General features: G+C 62.9%; 18 protein-coding genes. 15 read left to right on the plus strand and 3 right to left on the minus strand.

Translation table 11 applies throughout. The annotated features are described in order from the left end of the window. Nucleotides 1-102 precede the first annotated feature (102 nt). The 7 genes from JQM68_RS01275 (at nucleotide 103) to JQM68_RS01305 (ending at nucleotide 7,536) form a co-directional block, all read left to right on the plus strand. Entirely contained in the window at nucleotides 103-2,739 is a 2,637-nt protein-coding gene (locus JQM68_RS01275) for a translation factor GTPase family protein (protein WP_235221106.1), read from the plus strand. Then, a complete protein-coding gene (locus JQM68_RS01280; RefSeq protein ID WP_235221107.1) occupies nucleotides 2,733-3,149 on the plus strand; it encodes a signal peptidase II in 417 nt (138 codons plus the stop codon). The genes JQM68_RS01275 and JQM68_RS01280 overlap by 7 nt, the downstream gene beginning before the upstream one ends. A 68-nt stretch (nucleotides 3,150-3,217) precedes the next feature. After that, nucleotides 3,218-3,697, plus strand: a complete 480-nt coding sequence (locus JQM68_RS01285; protein ID WP_235221108.1) for an RNA polymerase sigma factor — start codon at nucleotides 3,218-3,220, stop codon at nucleotides 3,695-3,697. Next, entirely contained in the window at nucleotides 3,694-4,536 is an 843-nt protein-coding gene (locus tag JQM68_RS01290) for a hypothetical protein (RefSeq protein WP_235221109.1), read from the plus strand. Before JQM68_RS01285 ends, JQM68_RS01290 begins: the two co-directional genes overlap by 4 nt. 174 nt (nucleotides 4,537-4,710) lie before the next feature. Then, the gene (locus JQM68_RS01295) at nucleotides 4,711-5,889 is read left to right on the plus strand and encodes a glycosyltransferase family 4 protein (RefSeq protein WP_235221110.1); all 1,179 of its coding nucleotides are present in this window, start codon (nucleotides 4,711-4,713) and stop codon (nucleotides 5,887-5,889) included. Further along, nucleotides 5,886-6,470 carry a TVP38/TMEM64 family protein gene (locus JQM68_RS01300; RefSeq protein WP_235221111.1) on the plus strand — a complete coding sequence of 195 codons (585 nt, stop codon included), beginning with the start codon at nucleotides 5,886-5,888 and terminating at the stop codon, nucleotides 6,468-6,470. Before JQM68_RS01295 ends, JQM68_RS01300 begins: the two co-directional genes overlap by 4 nt. 22 nt (nucleotides 6,471-6,492) lie before the next feature. Beyond that, nucleotides 6,493-7,536, plus strand: coding sequence for a glycosyltransferase family 4 protein (locus JQM68_RS01305; protein WP_235221112.1), 1,044 nt, complete (start codon nucleotides 6,493-6,495; stop codon nucleotides 7,534-7,536). Nucleotides 7,537-7,572: 36 nt separating this feature from the next. Here JQM68_RS01305 and JQM68_RS01310 read toward each other — a convergent pair whose 3' ends face one another. The 3 genes from JQM68_RS01310 to JQM68_RS01320 form a co-directional block, all read right to left on the minus strand. Continuing rightward, entirely contained in the window at nucleotides 7,573-11,007 is a 3,435-nt protein-coding gene (locus JQM68_RS01310) for a GLUG motif-containing protein (RefSeq protein WP_235221113.1), read from the minus strand. After that, nucleotides 11,004-13,472 (minus strand): efflux RND transporter permease subunit, encoded by a 2,469-nt coding sequence (locus JQM68_RS01315; protein ID WP_235221114.1) that lies wholly within the window; start codon nucleotides 13,470-13,472, stop codon nucleotides 11,004-11,006. Before JQM68_RS01315 ends, JQM68_RS01310 begins: the two co-directional genes overlap by 4 nt. Before the next feature lie 176 nt (nucleotides 13,473-13,648). Then, nucleotides 13,649-15,073, minus strand: a complete 1,425-nt coding sequence (locus tag JQM68_RS01320) for a DUF1576 domain-containing protein (RefSeq protein WP_235221115.1) — start codon at nucleotides 15,071-15,073, stop codon at nucleotides 13,649-13,651. A 407-nt stretch (nucleotides 15,074-15,480) separates the two neighbouring features. Here JQM68_RS01320 and JQM68_RS01325 point away from each other — a divergent pair, with 407 nt between their 5' ends. The 8 genes from JQM68_RS01325 (at nucleotide 15,481) to pyk (ending at nucleotide 23,383) form a co-directional block, all read left to right on the plus strand. Continuing rightward, on the plus strand, nucleotides 15,481-16,716 hold the full coding sequence (locus JQM68_RS01325; protein WP_235221116.1) for an ABC transporter substrate-binding protein: 1,236 nt from the start codon (nucleotides 15,481-15,483) through the stop codon (nucleotides 16,714-16,716). 106 nt (nucleotides 16,717-16,822) lie between these two features. Continuing rightward, nucleotides 16,823-17,719, plus strand: coding sequence for a branched-chain amino acid ABC transporter permease (locus JQM68_RS01330; protein WP_235221117.1), 897 nt, complete (start codon nucleotides 16,823-16,825; stop codon nucleotides 17,717-17,719). Next, nucleotides 17,716-18,867 carry a branched-chain amino acid ABC transporter permease gene (locus JQM68_RS01335; protein ID WP_235221118.1) on the plus strand — a complete coding sequence of 384 codons (1,152 nt, stop codon included), beginning with the start codon at nucleotides 17,716-17,718 and terminating at the stop codon, nucleotides 18,865-18,867. Before JQM68_RS01330 ends, JQM68_RS01335 begins: the two co-directional genes overlap by 4 nt. Further along, nucleotides 18,860-19,636 (plus strand): ABC transporter ATP-binding protein, encoded by a 777-nt coding sequence (locus tag JQM68_RS01340; RefSeq protein ID WP_235221119.1) that lies wholly within the window; start codon nucleotides 18,860-18,862, stop codon nucleotides 19,634-19,636. The genes JQM68_RS01335 and JQM68_RS01340 overlap by 8 nt, the downstream gene beginning before the upstream one ends. A gap of 12 nt (nucleotides 19,637-19,648) precedes the next feature. Beyond that, complete coding sequence (locus JQM68_RS01345) at nucleotides 19,649-20,353, plus strand: ABC transporter ATP-binding protein (protein WP_235221120.1); 705 nt, start codon at nucleotides 19,649-19,651, stop codon at nucleotides 20,351-20,353. Between the two features lie 12 nt (nucleotides 20,354-20,365). Beyond that, nucleotides 20,366-20,989 (plus strand): cytidylate kinase-like family protein, encoded by a 624-nt coding sequence (locus JQM68_RS01350; protein WP_235221121.1) that lies wholly within the window; start codon nucleotides 20,366-20,368, stop codon nucleotides 20,987-20,989. An 88-nt stretch (nucleotides 20,990-21,077) separates the two neighbouring features. Further along, entirely contained in the window at nucleotides 21,078-21,500 is a 423-nt protein-coding gene (locus JQM68_RS01355) for an HIT family protein (protein ID WP_235221122.1), read from the plus strand. A gap of 143 nt (nucleotides 21,501-21,643) precedes the next feature. After that, on the plus strand, nucleotides 21,644-23,383 hold the full coding sequence (gene pyk / locus JQM68_RS01360) for a pyruvate kinase (RefSeq protein ID WP_235221123.1): 1,740 nt from the start codon (nucleotides 21,644-21,646) through the stop codon (nucleotides 23,381-23,383). Nucleotides 23,384-23,410: the final 27 nt, after the last annotated feature.

A 23,410-nucleotide genomic window follows, 5' to 3' on the forward strand; every position in this document is an offset into this window, starting at 1 on the left:
CACAGGGCGTCGCTGCTTGCAAGGACGCGGAGGCTGTCTTTCTCTTGCGTGGCGGGTGGGAAAATGATATGATGACACATATCATTGTACGGGAGCGAGACCATGAAGAAACTGGTCGTGGGCATTCTGGCCCACGTGGACGCTGGAAAAACCACATTGTCCGAAGCGCTGCTCTACCGGAGCGGCGCTCTGCGGAAGCTGGGGCGGGTGGACCACCGGGACGCCTTCCTGGACACCGACGCCATCGAGCGGGAGCGGGGCATCACCATCTTCTCCAAGCAGGCGGTGCTGTCCCTGGGAGACACGGAAGTGACCCTGCTGGACACCCCCGGCCATGTGGACTTTTCCGCCGAGGCGGAGCGGACCCTCCGGGTGCTGGACTGCGCCATTCTGGTCATCAGCGGCACCGACGGCGTCCAGGCCCACACCCGGACGCTGTGGCGGCTGCTGGAGCGGTACGGCGTGCCCACGTTCCTCTTTGTGAACAAAATGGACCTGGCGGGCGCGGACCGGGACGCCGTGCTGACGGAGCTGAAGCGGCGGCTGGACGGCGGCTGCGTGGACTTTTCCGCTCCGCCGGAGGCGTGGGCGGAGGAAGCCGCCGTCTGCGACGAAGGGGTGCTGGAGCGGTATCTGGACACCGGGAGCGTCACGGACAGAGACGTTACCGCCATGATTCGTCAGCGGAAGCTGTTTCCCTGCTTTTTCGGCTCCGCGCTGAAAGTGGAGGGCGTGGACGACTTCCTGACCGCCCTGGCCCGGTATGCACCGGTGCCGGACTATCCGGCGGACTTCGGCGCCCGGGTGTTCAAGGTGGCACGGGACGCGCAGGGCGCCCGGCTGACCTATCTGAAAGTCACCGGCGGCACCCTGCGGGTGAAAGCCGTCCTCACGGAGGACGGCGAAAAGGCCGACCAGCTCCGCGTCTATTCCGGGGCCAAATTCAAAACGGTGGAGGAGGCCCCCGCCGGGACGGTCTGCGCCGTGACGGGCCTGAGCCATACCCTGCCGGGAGACGGCCTGGGCTTTGAGACAAACTGGTCAGGCCCTATCCTGGAGCCGGTACTGACCTATCAGGTGGAGCTGACCGACGGCACCGACCCGCAGACGGCCCTCCAGCGTCTGCGGCAGCTGGAGGAGGAAGACCCCCAGCTCCATGTGGTGTGGAACGAGCAATCAAGGCAAATTCACATCCAGCTCATGGGCGAGGTGCAGATGGAGATCCTGCGCCGCCGCCTGCGGGAGCGGTTCGGCATGGAGGTGGAGTTCGGCGAGGGCGCCATCTGCTACCGGGAGACCATCGCGAATGCCGTGGAGGGTATCGGCCACTTTGAGCCCCTGCGCCACTACGCGGAGGTGCATCTGCTGCTGGAGCCCGCCCCCCGGGGCAGCGGCTTGATGTTGGCCGCCGATTGTCCCACTGACGAACTGGACTTGAACTGGCAGCGGTTGATTTTGACCCATCTGGCGGAAAAGCCTCACCTGGGCGTGCTGACCGGGTCGCCCATCACCGATATGAAAATCACCCTGGTGGCGGGCCGGGCCCATGTGAAGCACACCGAGGGCGGCGACTTCCGCCAGGCTACCTACCGGGCGGTGCGCCAGGGCCTCATGCAGGCGGAGAGCGTGCTGCTGGAGCCGTGGTACGACTTCAGGCTGGAGCTGCCCGCCGAGCAGGTGGGCCGGGCCATGAGCGACCTCCAGCGGATGAACGGCGAGACGGCCCCGCCGGAGACTTTTGGAGAGGAGACGGTCCTTACAGGCTCCGCTCCGGTGGCGGCCCTCCGGGGCTATGCCGCCGAGGTGACGGCCTACACCCGGGGCCGGGGACGGCTGCTGTGCACCCCGGCGGGCTACCGCCCCTGCGCCAACCAGACGGAGGTGGTGGAGGCCGTGGGCTACGACCCGGAGCGGGACGTGGACAACACGCCGGACTCCGTGTTCTGCGGCCACGGCGCGGGCTATACGGTGAAGTGGAACGAGGTGCCCGCCCACGCACACGTGGACAGCGGATTGCGGCTTGGCGCTGAGCGGGAGGAAGAAGCAGCCGAGCCTCAGCCCCGGCGGAGCGGGAGCTATGCCGGGACGCTTCAGCAGGACAAGGAGCTGCAGGCCATCTTTGAACGAACCTACGGTCCCGTGAAGCAGCGCTCCTTCGTTCAGCCCCGGGCGCCCAAGAGGCCTGTTTCCTCAGAGGATGAGGCGGAAAAGCGGACCATCCGGGAACAGTTCCGGGGAGAAGAATACCTGCTGGTGGATGGCTACAACATCATTTTCGCCTGGGACGAGCTGAAAGCCATTGCCAAAGACAGTCTGGACAGCGCCCGAAAGTCCCTGTGCGACCTGCTGTGCGACTATCAGGGCTACCGCAAGTGCCATGTCATCGCCGTATTCGACGCCTACAAGGTCAAGGGCGGCCTTGGAAGCGTGGAGAAGTACCACAACATCCATGTGGTCTACACGAAAGAGGCGGAGACGGCGGACGCCTACATCGAAAAGGCCACCTATGAGATCGGGAAGAAGCACCGGGTGAAGGTCGCCACGTCCGACGGCCCGGAGCAGCTCATCATTCTGGGCCACGGCGCCCTGCGGCTCTCGGCATCCAATTTCCATGAGGAGATGGAGCAGGTGCAGGGGCAGATCGCGGACGTTCTGGCCCGGAACAATCAAAAGCACAAGACCGGGGCGCTGCGCTCCGCCATGGAGAAGGCGCAGAAAAAGGAGGACAAGCCATGCTGACCATATTGACCGCGCTGACCACGCTGGGCGGCTGCACCGCCGCCCGGTGGTATCTGAACAGGACCAGCCGCCGGGACGGCGAATACGCCGGGGGCCGGGTGAAGCTGCGCGCCCTCTGGAACGAGGGGGCGGCCTTTGGACTGGGCATCCGCTTCGAGGCGGTGGTGGCCGCGTCCTTTGCCGCCCTGGGCGCCCTGTGGACCCAGCGGAAGCGTTCACCGGTGGGCGTGGGCCTCATTTTGGGCGGCGGCATCAGCAACCTGCTGGAGCGGCTGCGGCAGGGAAAGGTCTACGATTACATCCAGTTCCCCAAAGCGCCGGGACGGATCAAGCAGTACATTTTCAACCTGGCGGACTTCGCCATCCTGCTGGGCGGGCTGTGCCTGTCGGCGCGGAAGAAAAAAAGATGATGCAGCCAGCCGGACGGTGAAAAATACCGTCCGGCTGTTTCGTGTTTAGGGTGAAGGGAGTGAGGAACATGGCTTCATATGCTAGCGATGAGACCATCAGCCGTATCGTGGAGACGTATAGTTCCATGCTGCTTCGGCTGGCCTGCACCCGGCTGGACGACCCCGCCGATGCGGAGGACGTCGTTCAGGAGGTATTCCTGAAGCTGCTCACCGCCCGGCCCTCGTTCCGGGACAGCGAGCACGAGAAAGCATGGCTGATCCGAACCACCCTTCACCGCGCCAGCGACCTCCGCCGCTCCGCCGCCCGGCGGAACGTCCCCCTGGAGGAAGCGGCCCAGGCCGCCGCATCGCAGGCGGGGAGCGAGCTGCTCACCGCCGTCCGTGCCCTGCCGGAGCCGTACAGCGCGGTCATCCACCTCTATTATTACGAGGGCTATTCCATCAAAGAGATCGCAAAGCTGCTGGGCGTGCCCGCTCCCACCGTGGGCACCCGCCTGGCCCGTGGCCGGGAGCGGCTGCGGCGGCTGCTGAAGGAGGATGACGCATGAACCGAGAGGAATACAAAGCGGCCTTTGACCAGATTTCCTTTTCCCCGGACTTCCAGGCGCGCACCCAGGCGCTGCTGCGGGACTGCCTCCGGGAATCTGAAAAGGAGACGCAAAAAATGAACTTTTCCAAACCGAAAAAACTGGCGGTGCTGCTGGCTGCCGCGGTGGCCCTGCTGGCGGTGTCCGTGTCCGCAGCACTGTTTCTGACGCCCGCTGACGTGGCGGCACGGCTGGAGGATGACCCGCTGGCCGCCGCTTTCCAAAGTGATGACGCGGTGGCTCTGAATGAGACTGCCGCCAGCGGAGACTACACCTTTACCCTGCTGGGGATGGTGTCCGGGGAGGACCTGTCCGCCCTGCCTGCCGAATATAACGGCGAGACTGTCCGTGACCGCACCTATGCCGTGTTCACCGTGGCCCGGACCGACGGCACGCCTCTGACAGAGCAGCCAAATCTGAGCTATTCGCCGCTGGTGGCTGGGTATCATGTCAGCGCGGTGAACGGCTGGACGCTGGGCGCCACCTGCCAGTCCTTTGTGGAGGACGGCGTGGCCTACTACCTCTTTGACACCCAGAATCTGGAGATGTTCGCTGACCATACGGTGTACTTTGCCATCTATGAAGGGTCGGTCCCCGATCCGGCTTTGTTCCCCACGGCGGAGGACGGCACCATCTCCCTGGCGGAGGGCGTCACCGGGGCATTGTTTACCCTGCCGCTGGATGCGGAGAAAGCCGACCCCGCGGCGGCGGAGGCGTTTGTGCAGTCAACCGGGCTGGAGTTTATCTCCGACGGAGAAGCGGTGGGGCCGGAGAATGATGCCGCTTTACGTGAAAACTGACCCCGCAGGGAAGGAGCGCTTCGGCGCTCCTTCCCTGATTTTCCCCTATTGACAAATCACACCAGCTGTATTACTATTACTAATACGCTAGTACAATCATACAAAAAGCGGTGAAGAAAAAGCTGCCGCTGTGCCGTATAGAGAGTATACGGCGGTAAAAATGAGGTGTGACGCATGAAAATTTTGATAACCTCCGACTGGTATAGCCCGGCTGTGAACGGTGTGGTGACCTCGGTGAAAAATCTGCGCCGGGGACTGGAGGAGCGGGGCCATGAGGTGCGGATCCTGACGCTGTCCCAGACCACCCGGTCCTGGGAAGAGGACGGCGTGACGTATATCGGTTCCGTGGCGGCGGGGCTGGTCTATCCCGGCGCCCGCCTGCGGACGGCTCTGGCGGGGAAGTACGTCCGGGAGCTGGTGGACTGGCACCCCGATGTGGTCCACTCCCAATGCGAATTCTCTACATTCTTCCTGGCCCGCCGCATCGCGGAGGAGCTGAACATCCCCCTGGTCCATACGTACCACACGGTATACGAGGATTACACCCATTACTTTTCCCCCAGCGTCCGCTTCGGCAAAAAGGCGGCGGCGGTATTCTCCCGCTGGGCAGCGGCCCAGACGGACTGCATGATCGTCCCCACGGGCAAAGTCCGGCTGCTGCTCCAAAGCTATGGCGTGGACAGGCCGGTGTTTGTGGTGCCCTCCGGCATCGACCTGGGCCGCTTCCGCCAGGAGCCGGACCCCTGGCGGATGGCGGTGCTGCGGTCCAGCCTGGATATTCCCCCGGAGAATTTGGTGCTGGTGTCGGTGGGCCGCCTGGCGGAGGAGAAGAATCTTGATGAACTGCTGGCTCTCCGGGCGGAGCTGGGGAACGCGCCTGTGACGCTGCTGCTGGTGGGGGACGGCCCTGACCGTGTCCGGTTGGAGGGAGCGGCCGCCGGATTGGGCCTGACGGCGCCGGACGTGGTGTTCGCGGGCATGGTGCCGGCGGAGCAGGTGGCGGACTGGTATCAGCTGGGCGACCTGTTTGTCAGCGCCTCCACCAGCGAGACCCAGGGGCTGACCTATGTGGAGGCCCTGGCGGCGGGCGTCCCGGTCCTGTGCCGGGCGGACCCCTGTCTGGAGGGCGTCATCCGGGAGGGAGAAAACGGCTGGACTTACCGGGACAGCGCGGAGTTTCAGCGGAAGCTGGCCCTGTTCCAGTCCCAGCCCCATCATCACGCGAAAATGGCGGAGCTGGCCCGGCGGAGCGCCGGGGAGTTCTCCCTCCAGCGGTTCGCGGAGCGGGCAGAGGCAATTTACCGCCTTCAGATCGCCCGCCGGGGAAACGGGGCGGAGGAGGCCGGCGCATGACCCGGCCCGCGGAAAAGACCGCTTTCCGGGCGGTTTCCCTGACAGGCTTTGTCCTGTGCCTGCTGGCGGCCCTCTGGGGCTGGCGGACAGGCGTTCTGACCTCCCAGGAGCGGCTCCACGCTTTTGTTGCCAGCTGCGGCATGGCGGGAGCCCTGCTGTTCACGGTGTTTCAGGCGGTGCAGGTGGTGGTGCCCATTCTCCCCGGCGGCCTGGGGTGCCTGGCGGGTGTGCTGCTGTTCGGCCCGGGATGGGGCTTCGTGTATAACTATGTGGGCATCTGCGCTGGCTCGCTGCTGGCCTTCGCCGTGGCCCGGAACTGCGGCAAGCCGCTGCTGCACCTGCTGTTTTCGGAAAAGACCATCGTCCGGTACAGCCGCTGGACGGAGGAGAAAAACCGTTTTGCCCGCCTGTTCGCCCTGGCCATCTTTCTGCCGGTGGCGCCGGACGACTTTCTGTGCTATCTGGCAGGCACCACGGAGATGAGCTGGCGGCGGTACACCGCCATTATCCTGCTGTGCAAGCCCTTTGCCATCGCCCTGTACAGCCTGGGGCTGACATTGCTGTGGCAGGCGTTGGCCTAAGGACTGTGTAAAGGAGAGACCCATGTCAATTTACCTGTATCGCGGCGGTGAAAAGCTGGTGGGCCGCAGCGGTGTGGGACAGGCCATCCGCCACCAGGCGGAATGCCTGTCCCGGTGCGGACTGCCCGTCACCGACCGCTTTGCGCCGGACACCGACGCCGTCCACATCAACACCGTTCTGCCGGACGCCGTGGTGACGGCACTGCTGGCCCGCCTCCGGGGAAGGAAGGTGGTCTGGTACGGCCACTCCACCATGGAGGACTTTCGCGGCTCTTTCCGGGGCAGCGACTTGCTGGCGCCCCTGTTCCGGCGGTGGCTCACCTTCTGCTACGGCCTGGGAGATGTGGTACTGACGCCCACGCCCTATTCCCGCCGCCTGCTGGCGGGATACGGCCTGCGCAAGCCGGTGTACAGCCTGTCCAACGGCGTAGATGTTGACTTTTTCCACCCTGACGCCGCCGCGAAAGACACGTTTCGGAAACGGTATCACTTGGGCGCGAATGAAAAAACAGTGATTTCCGTGGGCCATACCATCGCCCGGAAGGGGCTGCCGGAGTTTCTGGAGCTGGCCCGGCGGATGCCGGATGTCCGCTTTCTCTGGTTCGGCTGGACGGACCCCCGGCTCGTCCCGGCTGCGATCACGAGAGCCATCCGCAATGCCCCGCCCAACGTGCTGTTCCCCGGCTTTGTGGACCGGGAACGGCTGCGGGAGGCGTACCAGGGGGCGGATGTGTTTGCCTTTCTCAGCCATGAGGAGACAGAGGGCATCGTGGTGCTGGAGGCCCTGGCCTGCGGCATCCCCACGGTGCTGCGGGACATCCCGGTGTATGACGGCTGGCTGGAGGACAGGAAAACGGTATACAAAGCGTCGAATCCGGGAGAATTTCAACGAATCGTAATGGATCTGCTGGCCGGAACCCTCCCGGACCTCACCGCCGCCGGGCGGCAGGCGGCGGAGGAACGGAGCCTGGAGGCGGTAGGAGAGCGCCTGAAAGACATCTACCGGAAGGAACGCATCCTGCCGCCGCTGCCGGCGCCGCTGAAGCACCGGCGGGCGAGGGCATAAAGAGAGCACGCACAGCCTGAGGCTGTGCGTGCCGCTTTATTTGGCTGCCTTTTTGACGGCTTTTTTCTTTTTCCTGCGGCGGATGAGCAGGATCAACAGCAGAAGGACCAGCGCTGCCGCCGCCAGCAGAAGAATCAGAACCAAGGGACTGCCCGGAGCGGAGCGGATACAGAAGATGCCGGAGGTGCCGGTCATCGTCAGCATCAGGTAGTGGCCGTTGGCGGTGGCCTCCACCTCATGCCACTGGCCGCCCGTCAGCTGCCAGACGGTGGCTTTGCCGCCGCCCCGGTTCAGCAGGCGGATGGGAACAGTGTCTCCTTCCGCCACATCGGTACCGGTGAGCGTCAGCTCCCATACATCGGTGGTCTGCTTGCCGCTGCCCCCCGCCGGAGGCGTCTGGGCGCTGCTCGACACCTGGAGCGAGGAGTCCTCGGTAAAGCGCCCCTCGGCCAGGGCCAAAGACAGCGTGCCCTCTCTGGCTTCGCTGGCGATCAGCGTGACCCAGGGGGTGTAGACCGCTTCCAGGGTGATGTCGGAGTGAAGCCCGGAGGTGTCGAACGCCGGCCAGACGCCGTAGCCGTCCTCCCGTTCCGGAACCTCCGGCAGCTTCACCAGGCTCAGGTCCTCGCCGTAGTAGAAGGGGATGGCGGCTACGACGGCGTCGTTTGCCATGAGGGTCAGCGTGAAGGAGACAAACTCCGTGGGGATGCCGGGCATGGCGCGCAGCGTCTCAAAATCAACGGGTTCGGCAATGCCGGCATAGCTGATGCCGTCCACGCCGGCGGTCCCGGTGTCCACGAAGAAGTTGTCGTGCAGATCGCCGGCTTTCAGGTCCGCGTCCCCGGCGATGGCGCCCACCCACTCGGTGCCCTCGCCGATGGTGACGATGGCGGCGCAGTTCCGCAGGCGGCTGGCCCAGCCAGCGATGCCGCCCACATAGCTCGCGCCGGAGAGAACGCATTTGGAGCAGCTGTTCCGGATGGTGCCGTCGGCGTATCCGGCCACGCCGCCCACGTAATTGCCGTTGGTGCTGGTGACGCTGCCGTAATTCTGGCACTCCAGGGCGGTGCCCAGGTCCATGCGGCCCGCCAGACCGCCGGCGCAGTCCTTTTTGGCGGTGACGGTGCCCTGGTTCAGGCAGTTTTGCAGGACCGCTTTCGTCTCATACGTATTTCCCAGAGAGAACCGCTCGGTGTCGTCCTCCGGGTCCAGGTCGTACTCGATGGCCATGGCGCCCACGGCGCCGCCCACGTTGCGGTCGCCTTCCACGGCGCCGGTGTTGCGGCAGCCGGTGACTTTGCCCTGGCGGGTGGTGGAGATGTCCTCGTCGGAGGTGTCCTCGATCAGCTCCCGGTCTTGCTCCGTCACGTCCTGGAGGTCGGAGAAGGCGTCCAGCATCAGGTTCAGGACCTTGTTCATCTGGCGGCTGACGGCCCGCAGGTCGGCGGCCAGGGTGTCTCCGGCGCTGTCCACGGTGGTCCGCAGCTCCTCCATGCCGTCGGACAGGTCCGACAGGGAGGCGTAGAGGTCGTCGCCGGCATCCCGGGCCTCCTGCCCCAGGGGTGACAGCTCCAGGGGGCCGTCCTCGGCCAGACGGTCCACGGCTTTGCTCATGGCGGAAAAGGCGCTTTCCAGCTTCCGGCTGACCGCGCCGCCGATGGCGGACACGTCCGCCAGCTCCTCCAGCGCCGTGCTCAGCTTGCCGGAGGTGTCCTCCAGCTTGCCCAGGGCGGCGTTCAGGTCAGTAGAAGCGTCGTTCAGATGTCCGGCGGCGTACTCCAGATATTGAAACGCTTCACCCATTTGACGCAGGCCTTCCTGGAGACTGTCCCAGTCCAGGGAGGTGTTGTCCGCAATGGTCCCCAGGGCTGTGCCGATTTGTTCCAGAGCGTTACCGATGCCCCCCGAAGCACCATTTTCCCCGGCACCGGAAAGGCCCAGGGCTTCCTGCAGGGTGTTCCCGGCTCCTCCAGCCTGGTTCAGGGCACTGCCCAGGGCCCGGATCGCGTCCGCCAAATCCCGGAGGGCGCCCCGGACTTTATCCTCATCCTTAATAATGACAGCACGCTGCAGAGCTTCGAAAGCATCCTGCATGGCGTCCATGGCGTCAGACATATCATCTGCCGCAAGACCCAGGTCCTTCGCCGCGTTTTGCGCGTCCTTCATGGCGGACTGGCTCAGTGTACCAGCTTCGGCCAGGGTGTCCAGCGCGTCTTCCAATTTGCCGGAGAGGGTATCCAGATACCCGGCGGCGTCGGACAGGTCGTCCAGTGCCGGTTCCATTTTATCCAGCGCGGCGGTGACGGTCACGCTGAAGGAATTCAGGGACGTCACATTGTCGTCCACAAAATCGGAGGCGTGGTCCAGCAGACGCTTGGAGCTGTCCCGGGCGGCGTCGGCGGAGAGGCCGATGCGCTCCAGACGGGCGGAGATGTCGTCTCCGCTGAGCTGGGTATGGTCAATGGCCGCCTGCACCAGACCGTCCAGAGTGTCCAGCTCCCGCCGCAGCCGGGTCAGGGTGTCGCTGTCGGCGCCCAGGGTCAGGTAGGGCTCCGCCTGTCCGGCGATGCCGCCCACGTCCTTCCGGCCCAGGATGTTTCCGTTGTTGACGCAGTCCGCCAGATACCCGGTCTGGCGGCCCGCGATGCCGCCCACGTTGTAGCCCACATGGGGATAGCCCACGGCGCCGTTGTTGACGCAGCTCTGGATGACGCCGCTGGAGTAGCCCGCCACGCCGCCGGTGTCGGTGTGGCTGTTCAGCAGGGCGTCGCCCTCCTCCCGCTGATTGCCGGAGAGCTGGTTCAAGCCGCCGCTGATGTCTTCCAGGTCCGGGGAGGTATCATGCTGGATGGTGTTCACCTCGGCATCGTTTTCGCATTTCAGCAGGAGGCCCAGGTTCCGCCCGGCGATGCCGCCGGTACAGTCCAGTCCCTGCACGGTGCCGGAAGCGGTGCAGCCGGCAATTTCTCCTGTCTCGTCGTTCCGGCCCACGATGCCGCCCACGGCCTCGTCGCCTTTGACGATGCCCCGGAAGGAGCAGCTTTGGATGGCGCCCGCGTTGACGCCTGCGATGCCGCCTACAAAGGCGCGGCTGCCGTCGGGGGTCACAGTGCCGGAGACATGGAGATCCCGCACCACCGCGCCCTTCTGGATATAGCGGAACAGGCCCAGGTTGGAGCCGCTGGCCTCTATCTGGAAGCCGGAGATGGTGTGACCGTCTCCTAGGAACGTGCCGCCGAAGGTAGGGATGGAAGTGAAATTCATTGCGGACAGGTTGATGTCGGCGGTCAGACGGAAGGTCTTGCCCTGGGACCAGGTGTCCAGGGAGCAGTTTTTGGAGAATTCGGCAAACTCTTCAGAGGAAGAGATGGTGACCTCATCGGCGGTCGCCCAGGCCGTGGGCTGGGCCAGACCAACCAGCAGCCATACCGCCAAAAGGAGGGCGGTCCATTTACGCGCGGTCTCTTTCATCGCTGTCCGCCTCCTTTCGTGTCCTCCGGAAGCTCCGGGGGGCCGTCCTGCTGGACGGCTCCGGCCTCCACAGCCGCGTTGATGGTGCCGTGTACGGTGCCGTTGAAGTCGGCGTCCACCACGCCGGAAATATAGCCCCGGACATGGCCGCTGACCCGCATGGTGCCGCTGTGGGTCTGGATGGGCAGCCGGGATTTCAGGGTGAAGGCGGTCTTTTCGATGATGATGTCGCCCAGCAGCAGGATTTGCGGCAGGATGCCCATAACCAGGAAAATAGAGATGACCGTGCCCCGGCCCAGGCAGATGCCGATGGAGGAGACCGCCGGGTTCGAGGACAAAAAGCCGATCAGCACGCCGGCGGAGGCCAGGATCGTGCCGGAGGTGATGATGGTGGGGAAGGCCTCGTTCAGGGACTCCACTACCGCCTCCTTCAGCGGCATGATCTGCTTGAGCTCCATGTATCGGTTGGCGATGACGATGGCGTAGTCGATGTTGGCGCCCATCTGAATGGAACTGACCACCAGGTAGCTGAGGAAGAACAGGTTTTGCTTCATCAGATAGGGGAAGGAGAAGTTGATCCACACACTGCCCTGGATGACCAAGATCAACAGGATGGGCAGGCCGGAGGACTTGAAGGTGAACACCAGCACCAGAATGACGAACACGATGGTCAGGATGCTGATGAGCAGGTTGTCATTGCTGAAAGAGGAGGACAGGTCGTAATCACTGGTGGTGTTGCCCACCAGCAGGCAGTCGTCATAGTATTTTGCCGCGGTGGTGTGGAGCGTGTTCAGGAACTGGAACGTCTCCTTGCTCTCCTCCGGCAGGGCCAGCTGGAGCACCAGGCGGCTGTAATGCTCACCTTTCAGCTGCAGCTGGGCGTCGGTGAGCTGGGTGTGCAGGTCCTCCAGCGTCTCCGTCATGTCGTCATCCAGGGTGACGTAGCCGTCGTCGATCAGGTCGTAGACAAAAAGGAACATATCGATGAGGGGGACGCTGTAATTGTCCACGCCGCCCACCACCCGGCCGTAGCTCTCCTCGTCCACGGCGTAGGAGGCGTACAGCAGCCGGGCCACTTCGATGTCCAGGTCTGTCAGCTCCGCGAATTGCCGGGGGTTCAGACGGTCGGTCAGCACATAGCCGTCCATGGCCTCCACATTGGCGAGGCCCAGCACGGAGTCCACCTCCGGCATGGCCTCCAGGTCCCGCAGCAGGCGGCCCTCCCGCTCATAGTCTCCCGTGGGCACCAGAACGGCCAGGGTGTTCTCCTGACCAAATGTGCCGTCCACTTTCTGCTGGGCGATCTGGGACTCATTCTGGGTATAGGTGGAGAGGGTGCTCATGCCGAACACGTAGGGGCACTTGTTGGAAAAGAGGAAGCCTGCCACCAGAAGCACCGCGAAAATGGGGGGCATGATGAAGCGGGATTTTACCGCCAGGCGGCCCAATGCGGAGATCTTGGGCACGAAGCTGCGGTGGTGGGTGCGGTCGATGAGGGAGCTGAAGCTCATCAGCAGACCCGGCATCAGCGTGAACACGGACAGCAGGCTCAGCACGATGGATTTCATCAGCACCAGTCCCAGGTCACGGCCGATGCCGAACTGCATGAAGCACATGGCACCCAGGCCGGAAAGGGTGGTCAGGGAGCTGCCGGCGATCTCCGGAATGGCCTTGCTCAATGCGGTGATGGTGGCCTCCCGGGCGTCCATATGGGTGCGCTCCTCCGTGTAGCGGTGGCAGAGGATGATGGCGTAGTCGATGGCCAGGGCCAGCTGCAGCACCACGGCTACGGAGTTGGAGACAAAGGAGATCTCGCCGAACATGAAATTGGTGCCTTTGTTCAGCAGCGCCGCCATGCCGAAGGTGGCCAGCAGCACCGGGATCTCCATGTACGTCTGGGAGGTAAACAGCAGCACCAGCAGAATGATGACCACGGCGATGAGCATGACCACCTGCATTTCCTGATCCAGGCTGTCGGACATGGACGAGCCGGTGTCGCCGGTGACGTACACATCGTAACCGGACAGGACCTCCTTGACCTGGGCCAGGGCGTCCAGGCTCACCTGGTCCTCGGCCTCGCCGTCATAGGTGACGGAAAACAGGGCGGCGCCGTCCTTGTAGTGCTCCTCGGTGTCGTCAAATTCCACGGACTTGACCCCGTCAATTTCCTCAAGCTGGGAGACAAGTTCCTCCGCCCGGGAAAAGGGGATGTTGTCCACCATGATGCGGTTGGTGCCGAAGGTGACAAATTCCTCGTCCATGACGGTGAGGCCCCGGCGGGTCTCGGTCTCATCCGGCAGGTAATCCGTCAGCTCGTTGTCGACCTGTACCCATCCGCTGGAGAACACGCAGAAGATCGCCAGTCCAATGTAGAGTAAGTAAAAAGCCTTCCGCTTATCCACGATGAAAGCGGCCAGGCGTTCAATAGGGCTTTGCTTTTTATCGCTCTGTTCCGTGCTGTTCAAAACCGAAGCTCCTTTCTGTACCATAGTCCTATATGAGCGGTCATGTTTGTTCCATATCGGTAAAAACCCATTTTATCATATCCTTTTTCAAAGCGCGGCACAACCGACAAATGAGGCCGGGTGTCAGAAAAAAACCGCCGCGAAAAGCGGCGGTTTTTTGGCAATTTGTTTTGTTTTCAATGAGTCTCGGAGTAATCGTCCTCGTCCTCCGGCATTTCGGGATAGCTGCTGACGTGGGCGTGCTCCGGCGCCGGAGCGTCGGCGGCGGTGTGGTCCTTGCTGTGGGTGCGCCAGCGGGAGGTGTCGATGGGCTCGCTCTCCTCAAACAGGTCGTAGTAGTCCTCGTCCCGCAGCTTGGGCCGGCGGTGCCGGGCGATGGCGGTGATGGTGGGGTAGAGGACGATGGCGATGAGGCCGCCGGAAAAGCCGTTGTTGTAAAGGTTCAGACCGGCCACCGGGCCGCCGGTCTGGAGGACCAGGGCGGAGTGGATAAAGCCCGCCAGAATGCCGAAGGGCCATCCGAAATGGCCCGCGATGGGCGCCAGGGTGGTGCCGAACAGCCCTGCCAGCTGGAGGGAGGGATAATCCGGCGTGTAGTGCATCCCGTAAGCACCCAGGGCCACGCCGACCATGACAGGCAGGATGTTGAACGCGTGCTTGCCGAAGGCGGAAAAGCCCATGATGGTAAAAATGCCGCCCAGGGTGGGGCCGTTCAGGTCGCCGCCCACGGCGAAGATGTACAGCATCCCCAGCAGGCCGTTGACGCCCATGTTGACAAATACCGGCCCCGCGCCGAACATGCGCAGGTAGTCGCTGGGCGCCCGGCCGGTGGTGGACAGCAGGCGGCGGTATCCGGCCCACACCGCCCAGGCCGGCGCTCCGGTGCCGAACAAGCCCGTCAGAATGGAGAGGGAGCACAGCACGATCAGCACGATGGCAAAGGTGCGGTTATACCCCTCCGCCCAGTACAGCGCCGAATCCGGGTGGTCGCCGAAGGCGGTGAGGATGGGCACGATCATCATGGCGAACAGGCCGCAGGCGAAGCCCATGTTGTAGAGGTTCATGCCGTTTTGGATCTTATACGTGTAGGCCGACAGGGAGGGCAGCACGAAGCCGATGATGATGCCGGTCAGGATGCCCAGGGGGATGCTGGCGTGGATGCTGCCCAGTGCCATGTAGCTCACCAGCGGGGCGAGGGAGGTGGCAAGCAGGCCCACGGAGGCATATTTGGCGAAGGGCTCCTTTTGGTATTTGGCGTACAGCCAGGTGCCCAGGATGATAGGCCAGATGTTCAGCACGTTTTTGCCGAACAGGGAAAAGCCCGCCATCAGGCCCATTTCCACCATGGTGAAACCGTTGAAGGGGTCCCCGGAGAGCTTGATGATGAGGATGGAGATGATGGTCACAAGACCGGAGTTGATGAGGGTGGCCCCCACGCCGGCAATGTACACATAGTCCGTGATCAGCAGATCCTGCATGGTGACGATACGGTACAGCCCCGGCAGGATATTGGCGGGATCGTCCAGCGCAACGCCCAGGAGCATCAGCAGGACGGAAGCCACAATGGTGCCGGGGAAAATCTTTTCATAGCGGTTGTGCAAGACAGCTCCTCCTTTTTTTACTGCTTTATCACTTCTGATTGTTATTATAGGGGCAGAAAGGGCACAGGGCAAGAAAAATATGCGCCGCCGGAACAGGAAGGTTCGCGCAATCGTACCAGAAAGTGCTGTTTGATAGCAGCCTCTCCCGGTTTGCCTTTTTCAGCATATGCGAAAGGAGCACCCGGTGAAATGCAAAAAAAGAATGACAAAACGTAATATCTGCCATAAATGTGTTTCATATGACGAAATTGAGGCGAAAGAGGCCCGTTTTTTTGTGTGTTTATCGTGATTGACAAATGGCAAAAACCCTCGTATGATGATTGCAACGCAAAGGCGCGTGGATGATTATATCCACGCGCTTTCTTCGTTTTTCAGGAGAAAACAGCGTGTTTTAAGGAGGATTTGTTATGAAAAGAAAACGCTTGTTAAGCATTCTGCTGGCCCTGTGCCTGACCTTTTCCCTGACTGCCTGCGGCGGCGGCAGTGCCAGCAGCAGTGCCCCTGCTGCTGGCGGCGATGCCGCTGAGAGCAGCGACGAACCCATTCTGATCGGCACCATCTCCCCCAACACCGGCAACCTGGCCGCCTACGGCACCGCCGTCACCACCGGCGTAGCGCTGGCCGTGGAGGAGATCAATGAGGCCGGCGGACTGCTGGGCCGCCAGGTGGAAGTCATCAACGCCGATGACCAGTATGACCCCACTGAGTGCCTGAACGCGTTCAACTCTCTGGTGTCCCAGGGCGTGGGACTGATCGTGGGCTCCGTGACCTCCGGCTGCACCAGCGCCATCACCGGTGCCGCCAACGAGGAGGAGGTCTGCCTGATCACCCCCACCTCCACCGCCGACTCCATCACCACCGAGGATGACTTCGTCTTCCGTTCCTGCTACGCCGACAGCTTCCAGGGCGCCATCGCCGCCGCCTATGCCAAGCAGGCCGGCTATGACAAGGTGGGCATGGTCTACTGCGCCGCCGATACGTACTCCAAGGGCCTGTATGACTCCTTCTCCGCCGCCTGCGAGAAGTACGGCGTGGAAGTTGCCGCCGTGGAGTCCACCGCTTCCATGGATGTCCAGGACTACACCAACCAGTTCGCCGCCATGGTGAACGCCGGCGTGCAGTTCGTCTACGCTCCCTTCTACTATGACGTCATCGGCCCCTACCTGGTCACCCAGGCCCGCGCTGCTGGCTACACCGGTGTTATCATGGGCGCTGACGGCTATGACACCACTCCCGACTACGTGGTGGACGGCGCCGACCTGACCGCTTTCGATAACGTTTACTGGACCAACCACTACGACCCCGCCGACACCTCCGAAAAGAGCGTGGCCTTCGTCTCCGCATATGAGGCGAAGTACGGCAACACCCCCAGCGCTTTCGCAGCTCTGGCCTATGACTGCGTGATGATGTACAAGACCGCTATCGAGGCCGCCGGCTCCGCCGATCCCGTGGAGGTCCGGGACGCCCTGGCCGCCGACGGCGTGGTCTACGACTGCATCACCGGCACCTACTCTCTGGATGAGACCGGCACTCCCGTCAAGGGCGCTTCCATCATCGCTTTCGAGGCCGGCACCGGCGCCGACGGCAAGCCCGCCGTGGTGTCTACGCTTCTGGATGTCGTCACGGAACTGCCCGAGGCATAATCAATCTGACAGACTCTGCAATGCGGCAGGGGAGGCCTCCTGCGGGAGCCTCCCCCGCCGCTTCCATTTATAAACGACCTCCGCAGAAAGAAAGGGGAGAACCCGCATGAGCACTTTCATCCAGACCTTGTTCGTGGGCCTGCGGCTGGGCAGCATCTACGCCCTGGTGGCGCTGGGCTACACCATGGTCTACGGCATTATCCGCCTCATCAACTTTGCCCACGGCGACTTCATCATGGTGGGCGGCTATACCATGATCTTCACTGTTCCCGCCGCTCTGGCCCTGGGCCTGCCCGCCTGGACCGCCGTCCTCGCCGCCATCGCCGTGTGCGCGCTGGTCGGTATGGGCACGGAGCTGATCGCCTACCGCCCCGTGCGGAAAAAGGGCACCAATATGACCGCCCTCATCACCGCCATCGCCATGAGCCTGCTGCTGGAGAATCTGGCCCAGGCTATCCCGGCCATCGGCCCCAACCCCAAGGTCGCCAGCCAGATCTTCACCGCCGGCGGCATCTCCTTCGCGGGCGTGACGCTGGAGTACACCACCCTGCTGACCATCGTCATCAGCGCCATCGTCATGGTGGTGCTGTTCCAGTTCACCCAGCGGACCAAGCTGGGCCGGGCCATGCGCTGCGTCTCCGAGGATAAGGAGGCCGCTACCCTCATGGGCATCAACGTCAACCACACCATTCTGGCCACCTTCGCCATCGGCTCCGGCCTGGCGGCTGTGGCGGCGCTGATGTATATGGCCCAGTACCCGAAGATCTACACCACCATGGGATCCCTGCTGGGCCTGAAAGCCTTCGTCTCCGCCGTGCTGGGCGGCATCGGCATCATCCCCGGCGCGGTGCTGGGCGGCATCGTCATCGGTCTGGTGGAGTCTTTTACCACCAGCTACGTTTCTTCCAGCATGGCGGACGCCTTTGTGTTCCTGATTTTGATTGTGGTGCTGGTGCTCAAGCCCGCCGGCATCCTGGGCAAGAATGTGGGTGAGAAGGTATGAAACAGAACAAGACCATGCAGGGCTACCTGCTCAATACCATTGTTATCGTGGTACTGTTCGCCGCTTTTCAGATGCTCACCGCCGCCTTCGGCGGCAGCGGCTCCTTCAAGCTGGTGATCGCCCCCTGCCTGTGGCAGTGCTGCTACCTCATCATTCTGGCGGCGTCGCTGAACCTGGTGCTGGGCTTTCTGGGACAGCTCTCTCTGGGCCACTGCGGATTTATGGCCATCGGCGCCTATACGGCGGCACTGCTGAGTCTGGCCTGTGAGCGGGCCGGGGTGTTCAAGAACGCCAACGACCCCGTTTATCTCGTCATCATTTTCGCCTGTATTCTGGCGGCGGGCATCCTGTCCGCGCTGGTGGGCCTGCTGGTGGGCATCCCCGCCCTGCGGCTGAAGGGCGACTATCTGGCCATCATCACCCTGGGCTTCGGCATGATCATTGTGAACATCATCAACAACCTGCCTTTCTGCGGACAGGACGGTCTGTCCCAGGGCTCCGCCTCCGCGTCTTTGTATAAAAACGGCCTGGGCTTTGGCTCCAAGAGCAAGGTGACGTTTCTGTGGGTGGCCATTTTGACCACCATCGTCTGCATGACCATGATGTTCATGTTCATCCGCTCCAAGTATGGCCGCTGCATCCGGGCCATCCGGGACGACGAGATCGCAGCCTCCGCCTCCGGCATCAACACCTCTTTTTATAAGGTGATGACCTTCGCCTACTCCGCGTTCTTCGCGGGCGTGGCCGGCGCGCTGTACGCCTGCGCCAACGCCACGCTGTCCACCTCCTCCTTTGCCTTTACCAACGGCGGCATCCTGAACTCCACGTTTATCGTGGTCATGGTGGTGCTGGGCGGCATGGGTTCCCTCACCGGCTCCGTGGTGGCGGCGGTGGTCATGTTCCTGGTGAACTATCAGATCAAAAACGGCGCTTGGGTGGCGCTGCTGCCCGCCTCCGTCCAGGGCATATTCCAGTATCCCATGCTGGTCTACGCCATCCTGCTCATTATCATCATCGTGTTCCGGCCCAAGGGCATCTTCGGCGCCTATGAGTTCTCCCTGCGGAACCTGCCCGCCGACCTGAAAGCGTCCCGGGCCAGAAAAGCCGCCGAAAAGGCGGAGAGAAAGGAGGCCGGCGCCCATGTCTGAAGCGGTAAAGACTCCCGTTCTGGAGACGAAGAAGCTGGGTATCACCTTCGGCGGATTGAAAGCCGTCCAGGATTTCAATATTCAAATCTACCAGGGTGAACTGGTGGGCCTCATCGGACCCAACGGCGCGGGCAAGACCACGGTCTTCAACCTCCTCACCGGCGTTTACGTCCCCACGGAGGGCACGGTCCTGCTGAACGGCGTGCCCCTGAACGGCAAAAAGACCCACCAGTTCGTGGCGGCTGGCGTGGCCCGGACCTTCCAGAACATCCGCCTGTTCAAGCAGATGTCCGTCATCGACAACGTGAAGGCGGCTTTCACCAAGGATATTTCCTATAACCTTCTGGACGCTACTCTCCGCACGCCGAAGTTCTGGAAAACGGAGAAGGCCATGACGGAAAAGGCCATGGACCTGCTTGCCATCTGCCACCTGGAGGACAAGGCCGACATTCTGGCCTCCAGCCTGCCCTATGGCCAGCAGCGGAAGCTGGAAATCGCCCGGGCCCTGGCGACGGACATGAAGGTCCTGCTGCTGGATGAGCCTGCCGCCGGCATGAACCCCACGGAGACGGCGGAGCTGCTGGAGTGCATCAACACCATCCGGGACCGCTTTGGCGTCGCCATCCTGCTCATCGAGCACGATATGTCCCTGGTGATGAACGTCTGCGAGCGCATCCAGGTCATCGACTACGGTCAGACCATCGCTTCCGGCCTGCCGGAGGAGATCGCCAACAATCCCAAGGTCATCGCGGCCTATCTGGGCGAGTAAGGGGGGAACATCATGCTGGAAATCAAAGACCTGAACGTCTTTTACGGGGCCATCCACGCCCTGAAGGGTATCTCCCTGACCGTCGGCGACGGCGAGCTGGTGTCCCTGATCGGCGCCAACGGCGCAGGCAAGACCACCACGCTGCATACCATCTCCGGCCTGCTGCATGCCGCCTCCGGTTCTATCACGCTGGACGGCAAGGACCTGCAGAAGGTCCCGGCCAATACCATCATCAACATGGGCCTGGCCCATGTGCCGGAGGGCCGTCATGTGTTCGCCCGCATGACGGTGGAGGAAAACCTCCGCATGGGCGCTTACATCCTGAAGGACCAGAAGAAGGTCTCCGAGAATCTGGAAAAGGTCTACGGCCATTTCCCCCGGCTGAAGGAGCGGTATAAGCAGCTGGCGGGCACACTCTCCGGCGGCGAGCAGCAGATGCTGGCCACCGGCCGGGCGCTGATGACCGACCCGAAGATCGTGCTGATGGATGAGCCCTCCATGGGCCTCAGCCCCCTGCTGGTCAAGGAGATCTTCGCCATCATCGAGGAGCTGCACAAGAGCGGCATTACGATTTTGCTGGTGGAGCAGAACGCTAAAATGGCCCTGGCGGTCAGCGACCGGGCCTACGTGCTGGAGACCGGCACTATTTCCATGGAGGGCCGCGCCGCCGACCTGGCCGCCGACGACCGGGTCCGCAAGGCCTATCTGGGCGCCTGAGGAGGGGATCGTATGGAAAAATTCGTCATCACCGTGGCCCGTGAGACCGGCAGCGGCGGCCACAACATTACCCGCAAGCTGTCCGACGCCCTGGGCATTCCCTACTATGACCGGGACCTGCTGCGGAAGGCCTCGGAGGTCAGCGGCATCCACGAGCGGCTCTTCGGCGCCGCCGACGAGCGCATCGGATTGAAGGAGATGCTCTCCGCCGCCGAGAAGGTCTACACCGGCGAAATCCTGCCGCCGGACAGCGACGACTACGTGTCCACCCGGAACCTGTTCAGCTTCCAGGCCAAAATCATCAAGGAACTGGCGGACACGGAGAGCTGCATCATCCTGGGCCGCTGCGCCAACTACCTGCTGGCGGGCCGTCCCAATGTCCTGCGGGTGTTCATCCACGCCCCCATCGAGGCCCGACAGGAGCGGGTGGCGTCCTACTCCCTGGCCTGGAGCCAGCGGGAGGTGTCCAAGCACATCCGGGTGGAGGATAAACGCCGCTCCGCCTACTACCGCTACTATACCGGCGAGGAGTGGCGGGACGCCGCGGCCTACGACCTGAGCCTGGACTCCGACGCGCTGGGCGAGGACGGCTGCGTGGAATTCATCAAAAAGGCCCTGCCCCTGTTCTGCAAATAAACAAAGCCCGGCGGCGGAATTTTCAGTTGACGAAAGATGTCGGCGGGTGTAGGGTAAAAGTACCAACATAAACAGGAGGAAATTACCCATGGGCTGCTTTTACTGTGATGAACACCACGAAGGCCGGGAGGCCATTATGTTCAAGGTCGGCGAGATGAAGGCCGGCGTGCTGTACCTCTTCAAGGACCAGGCCCACAAGGGCCGCTGCGTGCTGGCTCTGAAAAACCACAAGAAGGAGCTGTGCGAGTGCGAGCCCCAGGAGCTGGCGGACTTTGCCGACGATCTGGCCCGCGCCTCCGGCGCCGTCAAGGAGCTGTGGGGCTGCACCAAGCTGAACCTGGCTTCCTTCGGCGACGCCAATCCCCACCTGCATTTCCACATCGTCCCCAAGTACGAGGGCGGCTTTGAGTTCGGCGGCAACTTCCAGATCACCAATCCCGAGCCCGTCCTGCTGAGCGACGCGGAGTATCAGGAGATGATCGCTGCCCTGAAAGCCAAGCTGGGCCTGTAAATGGTGAAAAACAGCAAAGCGGAGAGGAAATTGTTTCTCTCCGCTTTACTTATTTTTTACGGTTTTCCTCTTTCCTGGGCGGGAAGAATATGATAAAATATCATCGGAAGGAAATCGATTACCTTAAGGAAAGGTGGAACTATATGAGAAAAACCAAGATTGTCTGCACCCTTGGCCCTGCCACGGACAGGGAGGGCGTCCTGCGGGAGATGCTGCTGGCGGGTATGAACGTGGCCCGGTTCAATTTCTCCCACGGCAGCCATGAAGAGCACAAGGCCCGGCTGGACCAGCTCAAAGCCCTGCGGGAGGAACTGAATCTGCCGGTGGCCGCCATGCTGGACACGAAGGGCCCGGAGATCCGCCTGAAAAACTTCAAAAATGATTCCGTCCGGCTGAAGACCGGCCAGGAGTTTACGCTGACCACCGAGGACATCGAGGGTGACGAGAAACGCTGCGCCATCACATACGCCGAGCTGCCCGACGATGTGAAGGAGGGCGACACGATCCTGCTGGATGACGGTCTGGTCCGCCTGACGGTGCTGGAGAGCGGGAACGGTTCCATCCGCTGCCGGGTGGAGAACGACGGCACCATGAAGAGCAAAAAAGGCGTCAACGTGCCCAATGTCCGGCTGTCCATGCCCTACATGAGCCAGCGGGACCGGGACGACATCCTGTTCGGCGTGGAGCAGGGCTTTGACTATATTGCCGCCAGCTTCGTCCGCACGGCTGCCGACGTGCGGGAGCTGCGGAATCTGCTGGACCAGCACCACTCCAACATCCGCATCATCGCCAAGATCGAGAACCAGGAGGGCGTCAGCAACCTGCCGGACATTCTGGCGGTGGCCGACGGCGTCATGGTGGCCCGGGGCGACATGGGCGTGGAGATCGACTTCACGGAGATCCCCCTCATCCAGAAGAATATGATCAGCCAGTGCGTGGCCAGCGGCAAACCGGTCATCACCGCCACCCAGATGCTGGACTCCATGATGGAAAATCCCCGGCCCACCCGGGCGGAGATCACCGACGTGGCCAATGCCATCTATGACGGCACCAGCGCCATCATGCTCTCCGGCGAGACTGCCGCGGGCAAGTACCCGGTGGACGCCGTCCGCACCATGGACGCCATCGCCCGCAAGACCGAGGCCAATATCGACTGCTCCAAGCGGGTGAAGAATATCGGCAAGAGCCGCCTGTCCGTCACCGCCGCCACAGCTCACGCCGCCTGCACTACCGCCCTGGACATCGGCGCCGACGCCATCCTGACGGTGAGTCAGCGGGGCGTCACTGCCCAGATGGTCAGCCGCTTCCGGCCCCAGACGACGGTGGTGGCCCTGCTGCTGGACGAACAGGTCCGCCGCCAGATGGCGCTGTACTGGGGCGTGGAGCCCCTGACCATGCCCTACGCCAGCAACACCGACGAGCTGGTGGATTTCGCCGTGAAGGCGGCGGAGGACGCCGGCATCATCAAACGGGGCGACCTGGTGGTGGTCACCGCCGGCGTGCCAGTGGGCGTCGCGGGCACTACCAACATGATCCGGGTCTGTCAGGTGGGCGGCGCGCTGATCAACGGCGTGGGCGTGGGCACGGGGAAGGCCTCCGGCCCCCTGTGCGTCTGCCGCACACTGGACGAGGTGGAGGAGAAGTTCCACCCCGGCGACATTCTGGTGGTGCCCTATACCACCAACGCCCTGCTGCCCTATATCCGGCAGGCAGCCGCCGTCATCAGCGAGGAGGCCAGCACGGAGAGCCACTCCGCCACCGTGGGATTGACCCTGGATAAGCCCGTCATCGTGGCGGCCCCCAACGCCACCCGGCGGCTGACCGACGGCACGGTGGTGTCCGTGGACTGCGCCCGGGGCGTGGTGCAGACACTGCCGCAGTAAAGAATAGATGAAGTGATAAAAAGAGGA

The organism is Oscillibacter valericigenes (genome assembly GCF_021531435.1).
Taxonomy (GTDB): domain Bacteria; phylum Bacillota; class Clostridia; order Oscillospirales; family Oscillospiraceae; genus Oscillibacter; species Oscillibacter valericigenes_B.

Bases quoted from the DNA above. Each gene is read 5' to 3' on its own strand.
- JQM68_RS01275 (WP_235221106.1), top strand. From the start codon at position 103: ATGAAGAAACTGGTCGTGGGCATTCTGGCCCACGTGGACGCTGGAAAA.
- JQM68_RS01280 (WP_235221107.1), top strand. From the start codon at position 2,733: ATGCTGACCATATTGACCGCGCTGACCACGCTGGGCGGCTGCACCGCC.
- JQM68_RS01285 (WP_235221108.1), top strand. From the start codon at position 3,218: ATGGCTTCATATGCTAGCGATGAGACCATCAGCCGTATCGTGGAGACG.
- JQM68_RS01290 (WP_235221109.1), top strand. From the start codon at position 3,694: ATGAACCGAGAGGAATACAAAGCGGCCTTTGACCAGATTTCCTTTTCC.
- JQM68_RS01295 (WP_235221110.1), top strand. From the start codon at position 4,711: ATGAAAATTTTGATAACCTCCGACTGGTATAGCCCGGCTGTGAACGGT.
- JQM68_RS01300 (WP_235221111.1), top strand. From the start codon at position 5,886: ATGACCCGGCCCGCGGAAAAGACCGCTTTCCGGGCGGTTTCCCTGACA.
- JQM68_RS01305 (WP_235221112.1), top strand. From the start codon at position 6,493: ATGTCAATTTACCTGTATCGCGGCGGTGAAAAGCTGGTGGGCCGCAGC.
- JQM68_RS01310 (WP_235221113.1), bottom strand. From the start codon at position 11,007: ATGAAAGAGACCGCGCGTAAATGGACCGCCCTCCTTTTGGCGGTATGG.
- JQM68_RS01325 (WP_235221116.1), top strand. From the start codon at position 15,481: ATGAAAAGAAAACGCTTGTTAAGCATTCTGCTGGCCCTGTGCCTGACC.
- JQM68_RS01330 (WP_235221117.1), top strand. From the start codon at position 16,823: ATGAGCACTTTCATCCAGACCTTGTTCGTGGGCCTGCGGCTGGGCAGC.
- JQM68_RS01335 (WP_235221118.1), top strand. From the start codon at position 17,716: ATGAAACAGAACAAGACCATGCAGGGCTACCTGCTCAATACCATTGTT.
- JQM68_RS01340 (WP_235221119.1), top strand. From the start codon at position 18,860: ATGTCTGAAGCGGTAAAGACTCCCGTTCTGGAGACGAAGAAGCTGGGT.
- JQM68_RS01345 (WP_235221120.1), top strand. From the start codon at position 19,649: ATGCTGGAAATCAAAGACCTGAACGTCTTTTACGGGGCCATCCACGCC.
- JQM68_RS01350 (WP_235221121.1), top strand. From the start codon at position 20,366: ATGGAAAAATTCGTCATCACCGTGGCCCGTGAGACCGGCAGCGGCGGC.
- JQM68_RS01355 (WP_235221122.1), top strand. From the start codon at position 21,078: ATGGGCTGCTTTTACTGTGATGAACACCACGAAGGCCGGGAGGCCATT.
- pyk (WP_235221123.1), top strand. From the start codon at position 21,644: ATGAGAAAAACCAAGATTGTCTGCACCCTTGGCCCTGCCACGGACAGG.